Origin of the sequence: Xanthomonas sp. NCPPB 3583 (assembly GCF_041475715.2) — a bacterium.
Taxonomy (GTDB): domain Bacteria; phylum Pseudomonadota; class Gammaproteobacteria; order Xanthomonadales; family Xanthomonadaceae; genus Xanthomonas; species Xanthomonas euvesicatoria.
In genome coordinates this window covers 4,289,758-4,312,031 of the sequence record NZ_CM191263.1, presented here as the reverse complement: position 1 = coordinate 4,312,031, position 22,274 = coordinate 4,289,758, and the positions used below count along the sequence as shown (strand labels likewise).

The window sequence follows — 22,274 nt, the reverse complement described above, 5'->3', positions numbered from 1 at the left end:
CGAAGCAGACGGCAAGACCCACGCAGCAATCGTCGAGCGCGCAACCATCAGCCACTCGCATCGCGCATGTCGTGCTGAGTGCAGTTACAGCCTTGGCAGGCGTTCACCGGTGGCTATTGGCACATCCGTGCGCTGATTGGCACCAACTGCAGGCGCTTCAGGGCGCCAGTTCACCGGTTGCCGAGGTTTTGCTACTGCGTGGCGGCATCGATCGCCTTGCGCTGATCGTCGGCCGCCTGGTCGGTTGCGGCCTGCACCGCGTGCGCCTTGTTCAACGGTTGCTGGATGTGGCCGCGCAAGGCGGTGGCTTGCGGATCGGGCTTCTGATCGGTGGGCGCGGGCTGCGGCCGCTGACAGGCGCCCAGCGACAACGCCAGACCAACCGCAAGCATCCAATGCATCTTCATCGTCGTGACCTCGCTTGGGGTGGCGTTATCCTAGAGCGTGTTATGTACGTTGAGGTGAGTGCGAAGCGTCCTGGCGCGTCGCGACAAGGCGCGCAAAGCGGTATCGGTGCGCCACAGGACGCTTCCCGGCGGGTTGGCCGCCAGCGGCATGGAGCAGGCGCCGCGCGGCTTGCCTTGGCGCCAGCCAAGCCGGCGCCGCGCAGCACCCGCTCCGCACCGCTGGCGGCCAACGCATCTCATCTCAACGTGCACAACACGCTCTAACGCCCGGGCCACGCATGCGCGTCAACTGCGTTGCAGCGGCCGTTTCCTGCGCTTTGAAGAGGATTACCACGTGACAACGCACCGTTGGCGGCTGGATGGACAGACCGCCCTCATCACCGGCGCCAGTGCCGGGATTGGTCTTGCCATCGCGCGCGAGCTGCTCGGCTTCGGTGCCGACCTGCTGATGGTGGCGCGCGATGCCGATGCCCTGGCGCAGGCGCGCGATGAGCTTGCCGACGAGTTTCCCGAGCGCGAACTGCACGGGCTGGCCGCCGATGTCTCCGACGATGAAGAGCGCCGCGCGATCCTGGATTGGGTGGAAGACCACGCCGACGGCCTGCATCTGCTGATCAACAACGCCGGCGGCAACGTGACCCGCGCCGCGATCGATTACACCGAAGACGAGTGGCGCGGCATCTTCGAAACCAACGTGTTTTCCGCATTCGAACTGTCGCGTTATGCGCACCCGTTGTTGGCGCAACACGCAGCCTCGGCCATCGTCAACGTCGGCAGCGTCTCGGGCATCACCCATGTGCGCAGCGGCGCGCCGTACGGCATGACCAAGGCGGCGTTGCAGCAAATGACGCGCAACCTGGCGGTGGAGTGGGCCGAAGACGGCATCCGCGTCAACGCGGTGGCGCCGTGGTACATCCGCACCCGCCGCACCTCCGGTCCGTTGTCGGATCCGGACTACTACGAACAGGTCATCGAACGCACGCCGATGCGTCGCATTGGCGAACCGGAAGAAGTTGCCGCGGCGGTGGGTTTTTTGTGTCTGCCGGCTGCCAGTTACATCACCGGCGAATGCATCGCGGTGGACGGCGGCTTCTTGCGCTACGGGTTCTAGCGCAGGCGACACATACCGCCTGGTTCCGAGTGGATGCGCATGGACGCAGAGCCGGCATGTTCATGCACCATGCTCATGCACCCGCCCATGCTGCGCGTCGTCTTTCAGCCAAATGGCGATTGCCCGCCAACCGTCCAGACCCGTTGGCTCATCGCACGACAGGCGTGCTCAGGGCGTGGCGGCCGGATTGGCGCAACGGCTCTCGTCGAGAACCCGGCGCATCTGCTCATAGCGTTGTTTGCGTTCGGCCGACTGCGCTTCATCGGAGAAGCGCCAGGTGGATTCGGCCTGCTCGGCGCGTTTTCGCCAGGCCTCGCACAGGCTCTGGTCCGGCACCGGCGCGCAGCGGTCGGTGACCACCTCACAGGCGCTGCCGCCCCCGGTGGCCGGGCCGCCGGCCAGGTTGGTGGTCTGCATCGGCAGGCAGCGCGTGGCCGGTTCGCGGTCTTCGGTAAAGTAACGTCCGTTGTCGTGTGCGGTGCACTCGAACAGCGGCGGCGGTGGCAGGGTCGATGTCGAGGTAACCGTCGGTGCTGGCGGTGCGGCGGGCGTGGCCGGTGCGGCGGGTGCCGATGCAGCCGCCTGCGCAGCAGCCCGTGGTTGCGCCGCTGGCATCGCAGGTGCAGGCGCTGGGTTGGTAGCGCCGCCGGGCGCGAATGGCACCGCCGCCGGTGCGGTCATCAGCTTCTTCTGTTGTTGCATGCCCTTTGGGCACGGCATGTTCTGCACCGTCAGTGCGCCAGTCGGATCGGTACAGCGATAGATGGCCACTTCCTGCGCGCCGGCCAGCGAACCGAGCGCCATCATGCTGAGCGTCATTGCGCCCAATAACGGCCAGCGCCTCATGCGCCGCCGCAGTCGCGTTGCTGGCGTGCCTCGATGCCGCGCTGTTCGCGGCTGAGATCCTCGCGCTCGCTCTGCAGCGCGCTGTTGTAGCGGCGGATCAGCTCCCAACGGCGGTCGGCCAGCCGCGCGCAGACTTCCTGTGCGGGCAGGGCGTGGCATTCGTCGCGGATCTGCACGTTGCCGTACGGCACGATGACCGTGCCGCCGTATCCGCCGCCGTTGTAACCGCCCTGATAGCCGCTTTGGTAGCTATCTACGCCGAAGCTTGCGCTGCCGCGGACGCTTCCTCTTCCGGAGCCACCCTGCACCGAGATCGTCGGACGCGGGCTCACCGAGATCGGTGGACGCTGGATGCCGCCACCGCCGCGGACCGGGGGAGCAATGGTGTTGCCCACATAGGCGGGCCCCCAGGTCGGCACCCAGCGCGGATTGCCTTCCGGGCTGTCGCTTGTGTAGCGGTTGCCGTCTTCGGTGGTGCACTCGTACATCGGCTGTGGCGGTTGCACGGTAACGATGCGGACCTCATGCGTGGGCGCTGCGGCGACCGGTGCCGGCGGCTCCACGCGCGCTGGACGCGGCGGCGGGTCTTGCGGCCGTTGCAGATCCAGCACCTGCTGGCGACCGCTGCTGCAGGGTGCATCCTGCAGGGCGACAGTGCCGGTGCTGCTCACGCAGCGATAGACCCGCACATTCGGGTCGGGTTTGCTCGCGGTGGTGGCGGCCGACGCCGGCAGCGCCGCGGCGAGCAGCAGAAGAGTCAGGACGGTACGCATGGCTGCAGTGTGCGCGTCTGTGCGGCCGCCGCAAAGGGGGTGCGGCTGAACGAACGCTGTGCAGGGGCGAGGCGACAACGCGCCGGATGGCTGCGGCCTGCTTCCGGAATGCCAGCAGTGGCCGGGTAGGCCGCCAAGGGCGACGGCCCGGAACATTCGGCGTGGGGATAGACGACCAATGGACCCGCCGCGCGCGCCTCATGGCTGCGCGGCCGTTTCTCGGCCGCACTCAGTCGCGCAGGATCTGCCCGCTGCGTGCGTCGCGGATCTGGGTCGGCTGCGCCAGGGCGCCGGTCTCGCCATCCACCACGCCGTCGATCGTCGCCAGCAATGCCGGATCCAGGGCGGCGCGGCTGCGCGCCGGCGGCTCGCCGGCCAGGTTGGCGCTGGTCGACACCAGCGGCGCCCCCCAGGCCGCGCACAGCGCTGCCACCACGGGATGCGCGCTGATGCGTACCGCCAGCCCATCATGCTCGCCGGTGACCCATCGCGGCGCCCGAGCGGTGACCGGCAGGATCCAGGTGTGCGGGCCGGGCCAGCTGGCCAGCACGTCCTGCCGGCGTGCCGGCTCCAGTGCGTCGATGTCGACCCAGTCGCGCAGCAGGTCCACGCTCGACGCCACCACGATCACGCCTTTCTCCACCGGGCGCCGCTTGATCTCCAGCAGCCGCAGTACGGCCGCCTCCTGGCGCGGGTCGCATCCCAGTCCCCACACCGCTTCGGTCGGGTAGGCGATCACGCCGCCCTGCGTCAGTGCGGCGACGGCGCGATCCAGGTCGAGTGTGTCGGTCATGCTGCGCCTCTCAGCCTGCGGCCTTGCTCACGACTTTCTTGACCACGCGCTTGGCGGCCTTCTTGGCAGCGGTCTTCTTGGCCGGCGCCTTCTTGACGGCGGTCTTGCTGGCTGCGGTCTTGGTCGCGGTCTTCTTGACGGCAGGCTTCTTCGGCGCCGAATCCTTGACCGTATTCTTCTTCAGGGTGGCCTTCTTGGCGCCAAAGCCCTTGCGCACGGGCTTGCCGGTGTCGGCCAGCAGCTGCTGCACTTCTTCGAACGTCAACGACGCCGGCTCACGATCCTTGGGGATCTTGCCATTGAGCTTGCCGTCGCTGATGTACGGGCCGAAGCGTCCGTTGAGTACCTGGATGTCGCTGCCGTCGAATTCCTTGATCACCCGGTTGCGTGCGATCTCTTCCTTCTCTTCGATCAGGAAGACCGCGCGCGCCAGGTCGATGGTGTAGGGGTCGTCTTCCTTCTTCAGCGAGGCATAGGTGCTGCCGCGGCGCGCGAACGGGCCGAAACGGCCGATGCCCACGCTGACGTCCTGGTCCTGGTCCTGGCCGAGCAGGCGCGGCATCTTGAACAGTTCCAGCGCGTCTTCCAGCGAGATCGAATAGATGCTCTGGCCAGGACGCAGCGACGCGAAGGTGGGCTTGTCCTCGTCTTCGACTGTGCCGATTTGCACCATCGGGCCGAAGCGGCCGATGCGCGCGCTGACTTCCTTGCCGCTTTTCGGGTCGGTGCCGAGCACGCGCACGCTGCCGGCATCGGTCTTGTCCAGCGAGTCTTTCTTATCTTCGACCAATTCCTTGAACGGGCCCCAGAACTTCTCCATCAACGGGATCCACTCGGCTTCGCCGCGCGACACCGCATCCAGATCGTCTTCCAGATTGGCGGTGAAGTCGTAATCGACATAGCGGGTGAAATGCCCGGACAGGAACTTGGACACCGCCCGGCCGACGTCGGTGGGGCGGAAGCTGCGGCCTTCCATCTCGACGTATTTGCGGAACTGCAGGGTCTGGATGATCGAGGCATAGGTGGAAGGACGGCCGATGCCGTATTCCTCCAGCGCCTTGACCAGCGCCGCTTCGGTGAAGCGCGGCGGCGGCTGGGTGAAGTGCTGATCGGTGACGATGCGGTCCAGCGGGACGTTGTCGCCGGCCTTCATCAGCGGCAGCTTGCGGCCCTCATCTTCGTCCTCGCTGCTCTTGGTGTCCTTGCCTTCTTCGTACACGGCCAGAAAGCCCGGGACCACCACGGTGGTGCCGCTGGCGCGGAACACGTGCTCGCTGCCGGCCGACAGGTCCACGCTGACCGTATTGAGCGTGGCCGGAATCATCTGGCAGGCCACTGCGCGGCGCCAGATCAGCTCGTACAGGCGGCGCTCGTCCTCGGACAGGAAGCGCGCCACTTGCGCAGGCGTGCGCAGTGCGGAGGTCGGGCGCACCGCTTCGTGGGCTTCCTGCGCGTTCTTGGACTTGGTGGTGTAGGCGTTGGGCTGGTCGGGCAGCGAAGCGGTGCCGAAATCGCGCGCGATCACATCGCGAATTTCCGCCAGCGCGTCCTGCGACAGGTTCACCGAGTCGGTACGCATGTAGCTGATCAGACCGACCGAGCCTTCGTCGCCGAGTGCCACGCCTTCGTACAACTTCTGCGCCACCTGCATGGTCTTGCGGGTGGTGAAGCCGAGCTTGCGCGAGGCTTCCTGCTGCAGCGTGGAGGTGGTGAACGGCGGGGCGGGGCGGCGCTTACGCTCCTTGCTGGCCACGTCGGTGACATGCAGCACGCCTTGCGCGGCCTGCTGGATGCGCAGGCGCGCCGCCTCGGCGGTGTCGCCGTCGGTCACGGTGAACTGCTCGAACTTCTGCCCGTCCAGCTTGATCAGCCGCGCATTGAACGCCTGCGAGGGATGCCGACAGTGCGCGTCGATGGACCAGTATTCGCGCGGGATAAAGGCTTCGATCTCTTCTTCGCGCTCGACGATCATGCGCAGCGCCGGCGATTGCACGCGGCCAGCGGACAGGCCGCGCTGCACCTTGCGCCACAGCACCGGCGAGAGGTTGAAGCCGACAAGGTAATCGAGCGCGCGGCGCGCCTGCTGCGCATCCACCAGGTCGCCGGCGATCATGCGTGGCTTGGCCATCGCCTCCTTGATCGCGCGCGGGGTGATCTCGGTGAACACCACCCGCTGCATCGGCTTGTCCTTGAGCAGGCCGCGCTCTTTCAGGATCTCGGCGATGTGCCAGCTGATCGCCTCGCCCTCGCGGTCCGGGTCGGTCGCCAGAAAGATGTCGTCGGCACTCTTGGCGGCACGCGCAATGGCTTCGACGTGCTTCTCGTTCTTCTCGATCAGGTCGTAACGCATCGCAAAGCCGTTGTCCGGATCAACCGCGCCTTCCTTGGGGACCAGGTCGCGCACGTGCCCATACGAGGCCAGGACGGTGAAGTCCTTGCCGAGGTATTTATTGATCGTCTTGGCCTTGGCGGGCGATTCGACGATGAGCAGGTGCTTGGGCATGGTGGCAACTTCTTGGGGCGGAGCCCGGGGGGCGGGTAGCGTGGCCTAATTGGCCGGTCGAGGGAAGCAGATCGACCGTTTCCCACGCGTTAACGCCCGGGAAGGACTCCCGGGCGTTCAGTTCTCTTATTAGAAAGATCACGGCGGACGCCGCCGTGTCAAGCGGCCGGCGCCGCGAATTGCTAGCGCTGGCTCATTCCGATCGCCGCCAGCATGAAGGCGACGGCCACCACCGAGAGCACCAGGATCACCGCGTAAATGGCCAGAACCACGATGGACACGGTATCCAGACCCCTGGATTGCCGCTCCGGATGCTCGGTGAATGCCCAACGGTCCACCACCAGGGTGTCGCAGACCTTGTCGTGCGGAGCCTGCTTGCGCGCGGTCATGCCGGCCATGAAGGCCGCCACGATCACGCCGATGCCCAGGGTGAGCACGCTGATCAGCATGTAGGCCAGATAGCGCAGCACATTGCGCCAGAATCCGACCCGCCCGCCGTTGCTGTCGGCGCGCACCAGCTTGATGCCGCAGGCGAGCTTGCCCAGGCTGGCCTGATGCCGGCTGGACTGCATCCAGGCGAAATACAGCGTCGGGATGGCCAGGCCGATGCCGTAGGACATCACCACGATGGCGATGCCGAGCGCACTGCCGTCGTCCAGCGCCGAACCCGAATCGCCGCGCGTGGTGACCAGCGCCACCACGAACACCAGCGGAATCACGATCAGGTACACCGCAAAGGTGGTGATCAGGCTATCGAGAATGCTGGCGGCCACGCGCCGCCAGAGCCCGGCGTAGACCACTGGCGCATCCTGCAGCGCCGTGTCTGCGGCGGGCGCGGCGAGGGCCGGGGCATCCCAGGCCCCTGGAGGTGGCGTGGTCGCCGCTGCCGCGGTGTAACCCGGTGGCCACGTGGTGCCCGAGGGCGTGGTCGGGCTTGGATCTGACGCCAGCGGCGTGTTGGACCATGCCGAGGTGTCTGATGAAGGGGATTGATCGTGTGGCCGGTGTAATGGGGCGATTGCCGGGCGGTGATCGGCACCGGCAGCCGCGCCGGCATCGCTGGCGCTGGTGCCTGCACCCGCACCGGCAATGCCGCCATCGGCAGCTGCCGGTTGCCAGTGCGATGTCCCCCTGGCGTGGTCATCGATCGGCAGGGTCGCGGTGGGCGAACCTGTCGCCGGCGCGTCGTGGCCGGGATGCGCAGCCGACAATGGTGCATGGCTTGCCGCATCCGCCGGCATCTGCCCGCCGGCTTCCGGGGCCGCGGCCGCCGCCGCGCTGTCCAAGCCCAGCTCGCCCTCGATCTCGTGCAGTGCCACCCACTGCGCCAGACCTTCGCGCCAGACCAGGCTGGAACGGTCGATGATGCCCTGCGACAGGCGCGCGCGAAGCGTGTCCGTGTCCACCGGCCCCTGGCGCTGCCGCTGTGCGTCGGCGTAGTACCACTGCGTCATGTTGTCCCCTTAACGTGTAGCGATCGGCATGCAGCAGGCAGTCAGCCGCGGCAATCCGGTGGAAGTTGGGTGTCGTCGATTTCGGAACTGCAGTGCCAGCTGCCGGCATCCGCATCCAGCTCCAGCCACACGGCCTTGCCGTCGATTCTGGCCGACTTGGGCGCATGGAGCACGGCTTCGATGCCGCATTCGCTGCCCTCGAAACGGCCGATGCGCACGCTGCTCAGCCGCTCGCTCGCGTACTGCTCGGGTGGCTTGAACCCCGCGTCGTCATTGACCGGGCAGCGGCCCTCACTGGCCAGGAATCCGGTGATCTGCGGCTTCAATGCGGCCAGTTCGCCGACCGCCTCGGCGACCTTGGCGCGGCTCAGGTAATCGTTGTAGGCCGGGAACGCGATCGCAGCGAGGATGCCGATGACGCCCACCATCACGAAAACACCGGCTAGCGCACCCAGCACTGCAACCAGCGGCCAGCCGGGGCCATTGCGACGTGGCTGCACTGGTGGCGCGACAGACGACTGGGCAGGCGGAATGTGCGCCGCGGCAGGCGGCAACGGCGGCGGAACCGCGCCCGCACGCACATCCGTGGAGACTGGCGGGCCCAGGGTGTCGGCGCACGCTGACAGCGGCAACCAGTTGTCCAGGCCTTCGCGCCAGACCAGCGTATCCAGGGCGATCACGCGATCGCGATACAGGCCCAGCAAGACGTCGTCGGCCACCGGACCATGCCGATGGCGGTGGCCATCGGCGTAATACCAACTGCGCATCCCCGTTCCCCTGCACGCACATCCGTGGCGGCTTCAACGCTCAGTGTACGGATTCAGGCTCGTCCAGGAACATCTGGGTTTCCATCCAGGCATAGGCCGCTTCCGCCCCGGGCTGGTTGAACAACACCATCAGCACCACCCACTTGAGGTCGTCCAGATCCAGTTCGTCCTGATCCAGCGCCATGGCGCGGTCCAGCACCAACTCGCGCTGGTCGGCGTCGAGAATGCGGTGTTGCTCGAGGAACAGCAGAAACCCGCGGCAGTCGACATCGAGCTTGTCCAGCTCCGGCCCGTGATAGATACGCACCGGTCCATCGACATGCGGCCGCGCGACGCTGGGCCGCTGCTCGGAAAGCGCGTCCAGCCAATCGAAGGCCTTGCTGATTTCTGCGGGACTGAAACCGGCCTGGATCAGGCCATTTTGAAGCGAGTCACGGTCACGGACCAGGTCCGCGTCTTCGCTGAAGTAATGTTCAAACAGGTACAGCAGTACATCGAGAATGCTCTCTTTCATTGCCCTCGGCCTGCGTCGCGCGACGCTGTGGAGGTGAAGAAACTAAGGATTGCGGGTATAGCGACCGTGCTCGGTGACCACGTCTCCCTCCAGTTCCATGATGAGCAGCATGGAGGACAGCGCGGCGGCCGTCAATCCGGTGCGCTGCACCAATGAATCCATAGGGGTTGGGTCGTGGCCCAGCGCTTGCCACAAGCGCTGGTAGTCGGGATCGGAGCGGGCGGGACCGGCGCCAGCACTGGTGGTTGCCTTGCTGGGCAATTCAGTGGGGGCGGCCAGGCGCTCGCGCAAGGCGCTGGCCAATTCGCCAGACAGCTGGCCCAGTCCTTCGATGACCTGTGCAGGCTCCTGCGCCAGCGTGGCGCCCTGCCGGATCAGGTGATGGCAGCCGCGCGCGAGCGGATTGTGCAGCGAGCCGGGGAGGGCGAACACCTCGCGCCCTGCTTCGGCCGCCAGCCGGGCGGTAATCAGTGCGCCCGAACGCATCGCCGCTTCGACCACCAGCGTCCCCAGTGCCAGCCCGGCAATGATCCGGTTGCGGGCCGGAAAGTGCGCCGCGACCGGAGCAGTGCCAGGCAGATATTCGCTGACCACCGCGCCGCGTTCGGCGATGCGATCGCGCAAGCCTTGGTGCCGCTCGGGATAGGCGACATCGACACCTGTGCCGACCACCGCCACGGTGATGCCGTCGTGCTGGGCCAATGCGGCCTCGTGTGCGATCGCATCCACGCCGGCGGCCATGCCGCTGACGATGCTCAGCCCGGCGCAGGCCAGGCTGGAGGCGAATGCGCGGGTATGGTCGCGGCCGCCGGCAGTGGCCGAGCGGCTGCCGACCACCGCCACGCCCGGGTGCCAGAGGACATTGGGGTCGCCGTCCACGAACAAGGCCATCGGCGGATTGGCGATATGCCGCAACAGGGCCGGGTAATCCGGATCGCACCAGCCGATCAGGTGGTGGCCGGGCTGTTCGCACCAGCGCAGCCCGGCCTCCAGCGCCTGTGGATCGGGGCCCTGCAGCAGCGCAGCCTGCACCTCATCGCAACCAGCGGCGCGCCACGCCCCAGGCCCGGCTGCCAGCATTTCGGACGCTGACCCGTACGAGGTCAGCAATTTTCGGCGCGGCGGGCTGCGGCCGCCTGCCAGCAGCAGGATGAGCAGTGCGCGCAGGTCGGGAGCGGTTTGGGCCATACACCCAGGCTAGGCCGCAAACGACGACGGCGCCCTCGGGCGCCGTCGCGTTGGTGCATCGGATCTTTCGCTTATTGCGCGTCAGGATGCTTGACGAAATAGCCCAGGCCGGTCGGCTTGACGCTTTCCATCACCAGCGCATAGCTGACCTTGTCGAAGGTGCGGAACACCATCGCATGCGAGGCGTACTCGTCGGGCAGGCCGACGGTGGAGCCGGACGGGCCGCTGAAATCGTCGTCGGTCCGCGAGAAGCGCGAGTGCTTGACGCGGTCGCTGACCGTGCGGCCCTTGCGCCAGATCGAGAACACCGTGCCGTTGTTGATGCCTTCGCGGGCGCCGCCGGAGATGGCGATCACATCGCGCGTGCCGCCGACGGTGAAGGCATCGGAGATGGCCAGCACGCGCAGTTCGGTCTGCAGCGCCTGTTCCGACGGCGGATGCGGGATGAACTGCAGATCGTACGGCTGCGCTTCGACCGCAACGATGCGATCGCCGGCGCGCACTTCGCGGCCGCTGTCCTGCAACAGCAGGGTCGCCGCCTTGGAGTTGCCGCCTGCCGCGCTGCGGGTGATGGTGCCGACATTGACCTGCGCCATCTCGTAGCCGAGGAACTCGCGGCGCGTGCTCGGCGCGATGAAGTTCTTCCAGATGTTGCCCGAGCCGGCGGTGATGTTACCGGCCATGTCCAGATCTTCGTTGTGCTTGGGCAGGCTGAACTTCACGGTCGGGCGAACCACCGCAAAGCGCTGGCCCGGCTGCGCGTTTTCCAGGCCGACCACGTAGGCGACCTGGCCGGTGGTGGCACGCGTGCGACCGCCTTCCAGACCCACCACATACGGCAACTGGTCGAAGTCGTCGACCACGCGCAGGTTCTTCAGGAACGGCTCGACGTCGGCCAGCGGAATGGCGTTGATCGGCGCTTCCTGGCGCGGGCCGGGCTGGATCGTGCCTTTGCCGACCCGGTCCAGATAGGCCAGGCTGATCACGTCACCCGGATAGATCAGGTGCGGATTCTGAATCTGCGGATTGGCTTGCCAGATTTCCGGCCATAGCCATGGTTTTTGCAGGAAACGCCCAGCGATGTCCCACAAGGTATCGCCCTTGCGGACCACATAGGTGTCTGGATGCTCGCCCACCGCTTGCGCGGCAGCGTAGGTCGCGACGGTCAGCATCGCCGCAGCGACGACCGTACGAAGTCGGTTCAACATAGGTGCCTTCTTGCCTGATTCCCCAACAGGTCTGCGCACTATAGTCTAGAAACCGGGGCGTCACGCAAGCATTGCGCTAGAATGACAGCGTCTTGCCGGCGCCGCGCCGGTGTTTCCAGACGGGTAACCCCATGGCTTTGCTCCCAATTCTTGAGTTTCCCGACCCGCGGCTGCGCACCAAGGCGGTGCCGGTCGATGCTGCCGAGGTCACCAGCCAGGCGTTCCAGACGCTGCTGGACGACATGTTCCAGACCATGTACGAGGCGCCCGGCATTGGCCTGGCCGCCAGTCAGGTGGACGTGCACAAGCGATTCATGGTGATCGACATCAGCGACGAGAAAAACCTGCCGCAGGTGTTCGTCAACCCCGAGATCGTGAGCAAACAGGGCGAGCAGCTGTATCAGGAAGGCTGCCTGTCGGTGCCCGGCATCTATGCCGATGTCAGCCGCGCCGACGCGATCACCGTGCGTTATCTCGACCGCCAGGGCCAGGCGCAGGAACTGCAGGCCGACGGGCTGCTGGCCGTGTGCATCCAGCACGAGATGGACCACCTGGACGGCAAGCTGTTCGTGGATTATCTCTCGCCGCTCAAGCGCGAAATGGTGCGCAAGAAGCTGGCCAAACAGCGCAAGCATGTGGCTTGAGGGCCGGGATTGGGGATTGGGGATTGGGGATTGGCAAAAGCGGGTTTTTGCAGTGTTTTGAATCTGCTGGTGTCGAATCCTGGAATGCGAAGTCTGCTGCGATCTGGCTCATGGGCTTTGCCCGCGCATCGCGATACCGGCCAGTCTGCAGCCGGATGCTCTTAAAGATCGGGATTCGGGATTGGATAAGGCACTGCCGTAGCAGGCATCGAATTGCCGGCTGCGATTTCCGCCTTGCGCTCGATGGTGACGGGCAACGCCGGTTCTGGCGCCAGGTTTCCAAATCCCCCACAAATCTGCTCCTACCTCTCAGCTCCACGCCATTCGCGCCCCGGCCAGCACACCTGCCGTTGCCCATCCCGAATCCCAAATCCCGACTCCCAGCCTTATGAGAATCATCTTCGCCGGTACGCCGGATTTTGCCGTTCCGTCGCTACGTGCCGCTGCGCAGCGGCATGAGGTGGTGGCGGTGTACACGCAGCCGGATCGCCCCGCCGGGCGTGGCCGCGGGTTGACGCCCTCGCCGGTCAAGCTGGAGGCGATCGCGCGCGGCATTCCCGTGTTCCAGCCGCAGACGCTGCGTTCGCCCGAAGCATTGGCGACGTTGCGCAAGCTGGATGCGGACCTGATGGTGGTGGTGGCTTACGGGTTGATCCTGCCAAAGGCAGTGCTGGCCGCGCCGACGCACGGCTGCTGGAACGTGCATGCCTCGTTGCTGCCGCGCTGGCGTGGCGCCGCGCCGATCCAGCGTGCGATCGAGGCCGGCGACACCGAGACCGGGGTGTGCCTGATGCAGATGGAAGCCGGGTTGGACACCGGCCCGGTGCTGCTGTCGCAGCGCATCGAAATTGGCGAGCAGGAAACCGGCGGGCAGCTGCACGACCGGCTGGCCGCGCTGGGCGCGCAGGTGCTGTCCGATGGCCTGGGTCTGTTGCGCGCCGGCATCCGTCCGGTGGCGCAACCGCAGCCGGCCGACGGGGTGACCTATGCGCACAAGCTGGACAAGGCGCAGGCGCGGCTGGATTGGGCGCAGCCGGCGCAGGAACTGGCGCGGCGCGTGCGGGCGTTCAACCCGTGGCCGGTGGCCGAGGCGATCCTGGCGGGCGAGCGCGTGCGCCTGCATGGCGCGGTGGCGCTTGAACTGGCCCATCAACACCCCCCGGGCACCCTGCTGGCGGCCAGCAAGCAGGGCATCGATATCGCCTGCGGTGAGGGTGCGCTGCGGGTGCGCGTGCTCCAGCGCGAGGGCGGCAAGGCGATCACCGCCGCCGATTACCTCAACGCGCGACGCGACCTGCCGGCGCTGCGCTGATGTCGGCCGATACCGCAACCGCCGGCGTTGCCTCGCGTCTGGCCGCCGCACGCGTGCTGACGGCGGTGTTCGATCAGGGCCGGTCGTTGAAGGCCGAACTTGCCGCCACCTTGCCCAGCATCGGCGATCCGCGCGATCGTGCGCTGGTGGAGGCGATCTGCTTTGCGGTCATTCGCCGGCGTCCGGCCTATGACGTCGCGTTGCGGCAATGGCTGGAACGTGCGTTGCCGCCCCGCGATGCGGAACTCAAGGCGCTGCTGATGGTCGGTTTCGCCCAACTCGACGTGCTGCAGCTGCCCGCGCACGCCGCGTTGTCGGCCACGGTGGATGCGTGCCGCGCATTGGGCCGGCCCCGTCAGGCCGGCATGGTCAACGCGATCTTGCGGCGCGCCCAGCGCGAAGGATTTCCGGCGGTGGCCGACGATGCCGGTTGGCCGTCGTGGCTGCGCAAGCAGCTGCGCGCGGACTGGGGCGATCGTGCCGAAGCCATTTTTACCGCCAGTGCGCAGATGGCGCCGATGTGGCTGCGCGTGCAGCGTTCGCGCACCGACCCTGCGAGGTATGTCGCGCGACTGGCCGAACTGGATATCGTCGCGCACACCGACGCGGTACTGCCGGATGCGGTGCGCCTGCACAACGCCGTGCCGGTGAGCCAGTTGCCGGGCTTTGCCGAAGGCGATGTTTCGGTGCAGGACGGCTCTGCCCAGCAGGTGGCCGATGCGTTGACCCTGGCGCCGTCGGCACGCGTGCTCGATGCCTGCGCGGCGCCGGGCGGCAAGGCGGCGCATCTGCTGGAGCGCCACCCCGGCTTGCAGCTCACTGCGCTGGATGTGGATGCGCGCCGCCTGGAGCGCGTGCAGCAGACCTTGCAGCGCACAGTTCCCGACGCGCAGGTTGCATTGCAGGCGGCCGACGCCGCCGATCCGGACGCGTGGTGGGACGGCCGGCCGTTCGATGCGGTGCTGCTGGACGCGCCATGTTCGGCCACCGGCGTGGTGCGTCGTCAACCGGATGTGCTGCTGCACCGGCGCGCCGACGATATCGATGCGCTGTGCGCGCTGCAGGCGCGGCTACTGGATGCGACCTGGCGCATGCTGCGCCCGGGCGGACAATTGCTGTACACCACCTGTTCGCTGTTGGCGCGCGAGAACCAGGCGCAGGTCGAGGCATTCCTGCAGCGCACTCCCGATGCACAGGCGCAGCCTTTGGGTGCGCAGTTCGGGCATGCCGCCGGCGCCGGACGTCAGCGGTTTCCAGGCGAGGCGCACTGCGACGGATTTTTCTACGCGCTTTTGCTAAAAGCCTCCTGATCGCGCGAAGTCCAGCGCTCCACCCTCTGCGTCCGCCTGCCGCCCGACATGTTCAAGAATCGCGCTTCCACCGATGTCTGGTTGCTGGCCATGACCGCCGTGCTGGTAATTGGAGCCGGCCTGGGGTTGCGTGACCCATGGCCGGCGGACGAGCCGCGCTTTGCGCTGGTGGCCAAGCAGATGGTGTTGAGCGGCGACTGGTTGTTCCCGCATCGCGGCAACGAGCTGTATTCGGACAAGCCACCGATGCTGATGTGGCTGCAGGCGCTGTTCTACACGCTGCTGGGCAATTGGCGGGTGGCGTTCCTGCTGCCGTCGTTGCTGGCCGCGTTGGGCACATTGGCCTGCGTCTACGATCTGGGCCGGCGGCTGTGGACCCGGCGCGTGGGCGTGTATGCGGCCTGGATGCTGCTGTTTACGCTGCACTTCACCTTTCAGGCCAAGAAGGCGCAGATCGACCCGCTGGTGGTGTTCTGGATCACCCTGGCCAATTACGGCTTGTTGCGGCATCTGCTGATGGGTCCTGCCTGGCGCTGGTGGACGCTGGGCTGGTTCGCCGCCGGGTTGGGCGTGATCACCAAGGGCGTTGGCATCATCGCGCTGCTGCTGCTGATCCCGGCCGGGATTGCAGCGGCGCGTGGCTGGCCGGGCGTGCGCGTGCACGTGCGCGCCCGGCGCTTCTGGCTGGGGCCGCTGTTCTTCTTCGTGGCGATCGCGCTGTGGTTCGTGCCGATGATGGTGACCGCGCTGACCGCCGGCCAGCCCGAGTACCGCGTGTATCTCAACGACATCCTGCTGCGCCAGACCGCCAAGCGCTACGCCAACTCCTGGGATCATGCGCAGCCGGTCTGGTACCACCTGCAAAGCATGGCCACGATGTGGCTGCCGACCATCCTGCTGCTGCCGTGGGCGATTCCAGCGTGGCGGCGCCGGCTGAAGCGACGCGATCCGCGCTATCTGCTGCTGCTGGCCTGGTGGCTGCTGGTGCTGGTGTTCTTCACCATTCCCAGCGGCAAGCGCGATGTGTACATCCTGCCGGCGCTGCCGATGTTCTGCCTGGCGCTGGCGCCGCTGGTGCCGGGCCTGCTGCGCCGGGCTGGCGTGCAGCGGCTGCTGTTCGGGTTCGGGCTGCTGTTGGCAGTGGCGTTCAGCGCGGGCGGCGTGGCGATGCTGATCGGCCACCCGGGCTTCGAGCAGAAGATCATGGACAGCCGCGGGGTCGGCAGCGAAGCCACCGACCCGCTGGGCTGGCTGCTGCTGGCGGTGGGTAGCTGGGGCATCGTCAGCCTGCTGCTGGTGCGCGTGCGCCGCTCCGCGTTCGCGGTGGTTTCGCTGCTTGGCGCGTGGTGGGTGGCGTTCGGGCTGGTGTGTTACCCGATCTTCAACGATTCCAGTTCGGCCGGTGCGGTGATGCGCGAGGCCGGGCGCCGCATCGGCCCGGATGCGCAACTCGGGCTGGTGGCGTGGAAGGAGCAGAACCTGCTGATGGCCGACCGGCCTGCGCAGACCTTCGGCTTCAAGGTGCCGTGGGAAGCCCAATTGCAGCGCGGCGTGGCCTGGCAGGCAGAGCAACCCGGCCAGCGCTGGCTGATGGCACAGGAGACCGCATTGCTGGCGTGCGTGGATCGCAGCCGCAGCCAGTTGGTGGGCGTGGCCAATCGCCGGCGCTGGTGGTTGGTGCCGTCCGATGCCGTGCGTGGCCCCTGCGTGGCCAGCTCCAGCGAGCGTGCGGTGGAAGCAAAGGAGCAGGGCAACCTGGATACCGAATGAGCCGGCCGACTCCACCGGCACACGCGCGTACCAGGTGCCATTGGCACGGCGTCAATGCAGCGGCCGGTCGCTGTCTAGCAGGGATTCATGCGTCGCATCGTTAGCTTGGCCGGCGCTGCCGAAGCCCACGCACTGCGTCGCCCCCCTTTTCCCACCGATTTTGTAGATGAATTCCTTGCGTCCCCAACCCGCGTCACTGTCGCCCTCTGCCCCGACCACCTCGCGGGCAGGCGTGCGCATTGCCGAGCTGGGCGCGTTCGCATTGACTGCGCTGGTGGTGAGCATGCCGAGCGGGTTGCTGCCGTTCGGCCTGTGCCTGCTGCTTGGTTCGTTGATGGGCTGGCGCAGCTTGCGTGAGGCCATTGCCGCGCGCGAGTGGTCGTTGCGCGTGGTGGGCTGGCTGACGGTGGCGGTGATTGCGATGTCGCTGCTGTCGATCGCGTTGTTCGAGCACGGGCTGCGCGATGTGGGCAATCGCTCGCGCTTCCTGGTGCTGCCTTGGGCGGCGCTGTGGGCCTATGCGTTGCAGCCGCGCCAGCTGTGGTTGTGGCGCGGTGCCTTGGTCGGCGTGTTTGCGGCCATGCTGATCGCGCTGCTGCAGGTGATGAACGGTGCCGACCGCGCCGAAGGCTTCACCAATGCCATTGTGTTTGCCGATATCGTGCTGATGTTGCTGGTGGTGGCGGTGTTCTGCCGCCCGCTCGGCAGCGTGCGCTGGCTGGTGGGCGCTGGGGTCGCCACCGTGGTGGTGATCGTGCTCAGCGGCAGCCGCGGGGTGTGGCTGGCGATGCTGGCCACGCTGGGCGTGCTGATCTGGGGTGCGCCCTGGCACAGCACGCGCGTGCGCCTGCTGACCTTCATCGGCGGCGCGGTGCTGGCGGTGGGCGTCGCGCTCAGCGTGCCGGCGCTGACCGACCAGATGCGCCTGGGCGAATTGCAGCGTGACCTGCAGCGTTACGAAGTGGGCGACACCGATTCGTCGGCCGGTGCCCGTATCGAACGCCTGCATGTGGCTTGGGACACGGTGACGGCGCATCCGCTGACCGGTGTGGGCGTTGGGCGTTTCGACGATGCGATGCACGACCTGCCGGCCTGTGCCGCCGATCCGTCGTTGTTCCGTTGCCAGTTGGGGCATGCGCACAACGATCTGGCCGAATGGAGTGCCACCCAGGGCGTGCCCGGGCTGTTGCTGCTGCTTGCCGTCTACGGCGTGCCGCTGTGGATGTTCGTGCGACTGCATCGGCGCAGCGGACAGCAGCAGTTCCGCGGCCCGGCGGCGGCCGGGGTGATGCTCGTGATCAGTTATGCCTTGTGCGGCCTGACCCAATCGATGTTCGCGCACCAGGTGGCGGCGAGCTTCTACACGGCCATGGTCGGCGTGCTGGTGGGTCTGTCGGCGCGGCAGGCGCAACAGGTGCAGTCGGACGTGGCACGCGCTCGATAGCGGCGGATGATCCACCGGCTGCATGTGGCGCATGCCCTGGCAGCGCGCTTTCGGTGCCTGGGCACACGCCCGTGCACAAACAGAAGGGGGGCGATCGTTGCCGGAGTCGGCATGCGTTGGCTTGCACAGACCGATTCCACGTACCGTTGGCGGCGTCGCAGCAGCGTGCCTGCAGCTCGGAGTTTTTACCGGTTCTTATTCGCTGCGCCGATCCGGCGCCCGTGGCGGGTCCTGCACCGGCTGATTGTTTTGCAGCAGCCACAACATGATGGTCTTCTGGCGGACGTAGTTGGCGCGCACATAGGCGTAGATCAGCCCATGCCAGCCATCGCGAAAGCCGCCGCGCAACAGGTAGCCGCGCCAGAAGCGCCAGGCCGGCGCCAGCACCAGCTTGCTCCAGGTGGCGCGTTTGCCGCGTGCATGTTCGTGCTCGGCCATCATCTGCGCGTAGCGCTGGGTCTTGGCCAGCTGCTGCATCAGCGAGCGGTACGGGTAATGGATCAGATCGCCCGCCAAGGTCTCCACGGGGCCATCCACGCTGGCCGCCTCGTGGATCTCGCGCTTGCCGCGCCAGCCGCCGCGACGGCGATCGAACAAGCGCAGCACCCGGTCCGGATACGCATTGCCGTGGCGCAGGAAGCGACCGAAGTAGTCGGACAGGCGTGCGAAGCGGTAGCCGGCCGCCGTGGCGAAACCGGCGTCGCGCGCAGCGATGATCGCCGCGCGCAGGGCATCGCTGACGCGTTCGTCGGCGTCCAGGCACAACACCCAGTCGTGGCTCGCCTGCGCAACGCAGAATGCCTTCTGGCTGCGGTAGCCATCGAAGGTGCGTTGCAGCACGCGTGCGCCGTGTGCGCTGGCGATGGCGGTGGTGGCATCGGTGGAGCCGGAGTCCACCACCACGATCTCGTCGCAGAACGCCAGCGAGGCCAGACAGTCGCGTAGGCGATCGGCCTCGTTGAACGCGATAATGCAGGCGCTGATGCGCGGCCGTTCGTCGGGTGCGGTCGAAGAGGACATGTGATGGCCGATTACCTGCTGTTCGCAACGGAGCGTTACGCGTTGCCTATTCTGGCGCCATTGGCGCAGGCGTTACAGGGCTGCGGGCACGTGGTGTCGGCCTGGTTCGAAAGTGGCGCGCGCGGGCTGGCGCTGCCGGGCGTGCGTGAGGTTGGCCTGCGCGAGGCGCTGGCGCTGCGCCCGCGTGCGGTATTCAGTGCCGCCAACTGGGTGCCACCGTTTGTGTCGGGCGCGAAAGTGCAGCTGTTTCACGGTTTCAATGTGCAAAAGCGCGAGGACAACCGCGGCCATTTCCGGGTGCGTGGCCTGTTCGATCTGTACTGCACGCAAGGCCCCGCCACCACCGCGCCGTTCCGCGCGCTGGCGCAGCGCGAGGGCCATTTTGCCGTGGTGGAGACCGGCTGGCCCAAGCTCGACCCGGTCTTTCGCGACGATGGCGGCCGTAGCGCGGCCTTGCGTGCACCGGCCGCCGGCCGCCCGGTGATCCTGTTCGGTTCCACCTTTACCGAGCGCCTGAGCGCGGCGCCCGCACTCTACGACGAGATCGCCGCCGACATCGCGCGCGGCGCGCATTACTGGTTGCTGACCTTGCACCCGAAGTGCGCGCAGGAATTGTTCGATCGCTATCGCGCACTGGCAGGCGCCAACGCACGCTTCATCGAACCCGAAGAGGTCATGGCCGCGCAACGTGCGGCCGATGTGCTGGTTTCCGATACCTCGTCGATCGTGTCCGAGTTCGTGGTGCAGCACAAACCGGTGGTGACCTTTCGCAACCGTGTGCCGCAGCCGCACATGCTCGACTTCCGGCAGGCAGAGCACTTGCCGCAGCAGCTGGCGCGCGCGCTGGCGCCGGATGCGGCATTGCGTAGCGCGCTTGCCAGTTACGCCGATGCGATTCACCCGTATCGCGACGGGCATTCTTCCGAACGAGTGATTGCCGCCACTGAAGACTTCATTGCCGGCAAGCTCGGCGGGCTGCGTCGCAAACCGCTGGGTGCAGTGTGGCGCGGGTTGCAGATCCGTCGCGAGTTGGGCTACTGGGGGCCGGCGCAGCGCTGAGCGCGATCAGCGGCAACGAGCGGGTGGTGATGATCGGCGACGTTTTGCCGAACTTACGTCCTTGTCATTGATCAGATCACTGACCCGGATTGCGACTGACGAGCAGCACCAAGGCTGATCGCGGATGTTGATCAGTGCAACTACTGAGCGCTAACGCTGATCACCAGCGCAGCTTGCGCCGTGCCAGCGCGGCACCGAGTTGCGCCTGCAGCGCCTGCGCCTGGGCAAGCGGCACAAAGCGCAGCCGCAATGCCGGGCCGGTGGCACTGGCGCCGGCTGTATCCAGCCATAGCGTGGCGGTGCCGGATAGGCGATCCAGCGGCGAGCGCTGCAGTTGCAGCGCCTGCAGCTTGTCCAGCTCGGCCAGCCGCCACCAGCGCTTCCACCAGCCGCCGCGCACCGCAACGTAACGCGCATCCACCGCATAGGCCATGCGCTGCACCTGGCGCTGCGCCTTGAACGCGCTCCACGGCAGCCACACCAGCAACCACAAGGCCTGGCTGCCGAGCTGCCACGCCAGGCCCGCCGTCAGCGGCAGCAGCATCAGCGCGGCGGGCAGACTCAATCGCCACCAGCAATGCGTGGCGATCGTCTGCCATTGCGTCGGCGGCCAGGCGATACCAGGCAGCAGGCGTTGCAGCAAGGCGTCGCACTGTTGCGGGTCGGCAATGGGCGCGAGTTCCTTCAACGCGCTGCCGTGGGTGTCGCCAGTGCCGGCCACTGCGGTGTCCACCCGCAACTGGCGACGACCGAACAGGCGATGCAGCAGGCCCTCGTACAACGTCCACGACTGGATCCGCCGCAACGCCACGCTGCTGCGGATCCGCGTCAGCAGCCCGCGCTCCACGGTGAGGCGGCGCTCGGATTCGCTCAGATGGAAGCCGTGGTACTGGGTCACCGCCAGGGCGACCGACAGCGCGCGCATCGCCAGCAACAGGGCGAGCGTGGCGAGGATCGCCAGCGTTGCCGTGACCGCGACGCCGGGATGGATCTGGCTGACGTAGCGATAGGCCAGCTCGCCGTTATGCTCGACGAAATTGGACACCGTGCGGCGCGGAATCATCTGGTAGATCACGCCAAAGCCGGCCGCCACCACCACCATGCCGCGATTGGAGATCAGGCCCAGCCGGATGACCTCGGCCATCGGCAGGCGCAGCAGGCTGCCGCTGTCTTCCTCGATCTGCGGCGCCGGCACGCCTGCCTCGGTTGCACGGCGCCGTATCAGATCTTCCAGCGCAAGCGCCTGATCCAGCCGCAGCACGCGCATTTCCGCTTCCGGCTTGTGCCCACCGGCCGATTCCAGCCGCACCTCGGCCACGCCGGCCAGACGGTGCAGCAGCGATTGATGCACCACCACGTTGTGGATGCGCGCAAACGGAATATCGCGCCGGCTGCGTTCCAGCAGGCCACTGCGAATGGCCACGCTATCGCTGCCGATCCGGTAGCGGTAGGTGAAGTAGCGCAGCACCGAGATGGCCACCAGCACCGCAATCACCACCCCGGTGGCGATCTGGTCGGCAACATCGCGATTGCCGTCGCGGCTGCCGAACAGGATCAGCGCAGCCAGCGGAATCAGGAACTGACGGATCTGCTGCAGCAACACGAACACCCACGACAACGGATGCAGGCGCTGCTCGTCGTTGCCGGGATGTGCAACGGCGCTCATAGCGCGTCGTCGTCGTGATCGAGCTGCCGGGCCAGGCGGTCGCGTAGGCGCTCGGCATCGTGTTGATCCAGCCCCGACAACGCCACCGCGTTGAGCCGGCTGCCGGCGGTGTGCACCACCAACGTGGTCAGGCCGGTGGCGCGTTCGATCGGCCCGCGGCGCAGGTCCACATGCTGCACGCGCGAAATCGGAACGCGCGTATCGCTTTGCCATAGATGGCCGCGCTGTAGCGCCAGGCCGTGCTGATCGAGTTTCCAATGTGTCAGCCGATGCCGTTTGACCGCCAGCCAGGCGCCCAGCAGGGCAATGACCGCGGTCACGCCCAGCGCCATCGGCCAGTAACGCCAGGCGTGCAGCCAGACAATCGTGACGCCGGCTGCGATCAGGCCCGCACATCCGCCGCCGAGTGCGCCATTGATCGCCGCCACATACGCACCGCGACGCGGCAGCGACTGCCACTGGCAGTGCGTCACGGCTGGGGTTTG

At 67.1% G+C, this 22,274-nt stretch carries 20 protein-coding genes; 7 read left to right on the top strand and 13 right to left on the bottom strand.

What is annotated here, in order from left to right; all coding sequences use genetic code 11:
- Nucleotides 1-191: 191 nt before the first annotated feature.
- Nucleotides 192-407, bottom strand: coding sequence for a hypothetical protein (locus ACCQ07_RS18530; RefSeq protein WP_008572026.1), 216 nt, complete (start codon nucleotides 405-407; stop codon nucleotides 192-194).
- A gap of 334 nt (nucleotides 408-741) precedes the next feature.
- Here ACCQ07_RS18530 and ACCQ07_RS18525 point away from each other — a divergent pair, with 334 nt between their 5' ends.
- Nucleotides 742-1,518, top strand: coding sequence for an SDR family oxidoreductase (locus tag ACCQ07_RS18525; RefSeq protein ID WP_005911403.1), 777 nt, complete (start codon nucleotides 742-744; stop codon nucleotides 1,516-1,518).
- A gap of 168 nt (nucleotides 1,519-1,686) precedes the next feature.
- Here ACCQ07_RS18525 and ACCQ07_RS18520 read toward each other — a convergent pair whose 3' ends face one another.
- From ACCQ07_RS18520 to ACCQ07_RS18480, 9 genes are all read right to left on the bottom strand, one after another.
- Entirely contained in the window at nucleotides 1,687-2,337 is a 651-nt protein-coding gene (locus tag ACCQ07_RS18520) for a DUF4124 domain-containing protein (RefSeq protein WP_170922849.1), read from the bottom strand.
- A 23-nt stretch (nucleotides 2,338-2,360) separates the two neighbouring features.
- Nucleotides 2,361-3,137 (bottom strand): hypothetical protein, encoded by a 777-nt coding sequence (locus ACCQ07_RS18515; protein WP_031425086.1) that lies wholly within the window; start codon nucleotides 3,135-3,137, stop codon nucleotides 2,361-2,363.
- Between the two features lie 229 nt (nucleotides 3,138-3,366).
- A complete protein-coding gene (gene tsaC, locus ACCQ07_RS18510; RefSeq protein WP_014091222.1) occupies nucleotides 3,367-3,930 on the bottom strand; it encodes an L-threonylcarbamoyladenylate synthase type 1 TsaC in 564 nt (187 codons plus the stop codon).
- Nucleotides 3,931-3,940: 10 nt separating this feature from the next.
- Entirely contained in the window at nucleotides 3,941-6,433 is a 2,493-nt protein-coding gene (locus ACCQ07_RS18505; RefSeq protein ID WP_014091221.1) for a DNA topoisomerase I, read from the bottom strand.
- A gap of 182 nt (nucleotides 6,434-6,615) precedes the next feature.
- Nucleotides 6,616-7,887 carry an RDD family protein gene (locus tag ACCQ07_RS18500; protein WP_372363531.1) on the bottom strand — a complete coding sequence of 424 codons (1,272 nt, stop codon included), beginning with the start codon at nucleotides 7,885-7,887 and terminating at the stop codon, nucleotides 6,616-6,618.
- A 41-nt stretch (nucleotides 7,888-7,928) separates the two neighbouring features.
- A complete protein-coding gene (locus tag ACCQ07_RS18495; protein WP_011348786.1) occupies nucleotides 7,929-8,654 on the bottom strand; it encodes a pilin in 726 nt (241 codons plus the stop codon).
- A 40-nt stretch (nucleotides 8,655-8,694) separates the two neighbouring features.
- Nucleotides 8,695-9,168, bottom strand: coding sequence for a DUF494 family protein (locus ACCQ07_RS18490; protein ID WP_011348785.1), 474 nt, complete (start codon nucleotides 9,166-9,168; stop codon nucleotides 8,695-8,697).
- A gap of 42 nt (nucleotides 9,169-9,210) precedes the next feature.
- Entirely contained in the window at nucleotides 9,211-10,356 is a 1,146-nt protein-coding gene (gene dprA, locus ACCQ07_RS18485) for a DNA-processing protein DprA (protein WP_014091219.1), read from the bottom strand.
- Nucleotides 10,357-10,427: 71 nt separating this feature from the next.
- The gene (locus tag ACCQ07_RS18480) at nucleotides 10,428-11,564 is read right to left on the bottom strand and encodes a LysM peptidoglycan-binding domain-containing protein (protein WP_017157054.1); all 1,137 of its coding nucleotides are present in this window, start codon (nucleotides 11,562-11,564) and stop codon (nucleotides 10,428-10,430) included.
- A 131-nt stretch (nucleotides 11,565-11,695) separates the two neighbouring features.
- Here ACCQ07_RS18480 and def point away from each other — a divergent pair, with 131 nt between their 5' ends.
- The 5 genes from def (at nucleotide 11,696) to ACCQ07_RS18455 (ending at nucleotide 18,044) form a co-directional block, all read left to right on the top strand.
- Nucleotides 11,696-12,208 (top strand): peptide deformylase, encoded by a 513-nt coding sequence (gene def, locus ACCQ07_RS18475; protein ID WP_008572823.1) that lies wholly within the window; start codon nucleotides 11,696-11,698, stop codon nucleotides 12,206-12,208.
- 388 nt (nucleotides 12,209-12,596) lie between these two features.
- Nucleotides 12,597-13,520 (top strand): methionyl-tRNA formyltransferase, encoded by a 924-nt coding sequence (gene fmt, locus ACCQ07_RS18470; RefSeq protein WP_014091217.1) that lies wholly within the window; start codon nucleotides 12,597-12,599, stop codon nucleotides 13,518-13,520.
- Complete coding sequence (gene rsmB / locus ACCQ07_RS18465; protein WP_372161533.1) at nucleotides 13,520-14,830, top strand: 16S rRNA (cytosine(967)-C(5))-methyltransferase RsmB; 1,311 nt, start codon at nucleotides 13,520-13,522, stop codon at nucleotides 14,828-14,830. The genes fmt and rsmB overlap by 1 nt, the downstream gene beginning before the upstream one ends.
- A gap of 48 nt (nucleotides 14,831-14,878) precedes the next feature.
- The gene (locus tag ACCQ07_RS18460; RefSeq protein ID WP_372363530.1) at nucleotides 14,879-16,600 is read left to right on the top strand and encodes an ArnT family glycosyltransferase; all 1,722 of its coding nucleotides are present in this window, start codon (nucleotides 14,879-14,881) and stop codon (nucleotides 16,598-16,600) included.
- 166 nt (nucleotides 16,601-16,766) lie between these two features.
- The gene (locus tag ACCQ07_RS18455; protein ID WP_029820470.1) at nucleotides 16,767-18,044 is read left to right on the top strand and encodes an O-antigen ligase family protein; all 1,278 of its coding nucleotides are present in this window, start codon (nucleotides 16,767-16,769) and stop codon (nucleotides 18,042-18,044) included.
- Nucleotides 18,045-18,239: 195 nt separating this feature from the next.
- Here ACCQ07_RS18455 and ACCQ07_RS18450 read toward each other — a convergent pair whose 3' ends face one another.
- Nucleotides 18,240-19,064: a glycosyltransferase family 2 protein gene (locus ACCQ07_RS18450; protein ID WP_008572814.1), complete on the bottom strand. Its 825-nt coding sequence runs from the start codon at nucleotides 19,062-19,064 to the stop codon at nucleotides 18,240-18,242.
- Between ACCQ07_RS18450 and ACCQ07_RS18445 the strand changes: the two genes are divergently transcribed.
- Nucleotides 19,065-20,123: a CDP-glycerol glycerophosphotransferase family protein gene (locus tag ACCQ07_RS18445; RefSeq protein ID WP_074038444.1), complete on the top strand. Its 1,059-nt coding sequence runs from the start codon at nucleotides 19,065-19,067 to the stop codon at nucleotides 20,121-20,123. It abuts the gene before it with no gap.
- Nucleotides 20,124-20,283: 160 nt separating this feature from the next.
- Here ACCQ07_RS18445 and ACCQ07_RS18440 read toward each other — a convergent pair whose 3' ends face one another.
- Both ACCQ07_RS18440 and ACCQ07_RS18435 read right to left on the bottom strand, forming a co-directional pair.
- Nucleotides 20,284-21,789 carry a PH domain-containing protein gene (locus ACCQ07_RS18440; RefSeq protein WP_008572809.1) on the bottom strand — a complete coding sequence of 502 codons (1,506 nt, stop codon included), beginning with the start codon at nucleotides 21,787-21,789 and terminating at the stop codon, nucleotides 20,284-20,286.
- A complete protein-coding gene (locus tag ACCQ07_RS18435; protein WP_218502679.1) occupies nucleotides 21,786-22,262 on the bottom strand; it encodes a PH domain-containing protein in 477 nt (158 codons plus the stop codon). The genes ACCQ07_RS18440 and ACCQ07_RS18435 overlap by 4 nt, the downstream gene beginning before the upstream one ends.
- Nucleotides 22,263-22,274 lie beyond the last annotated feature (12 nt).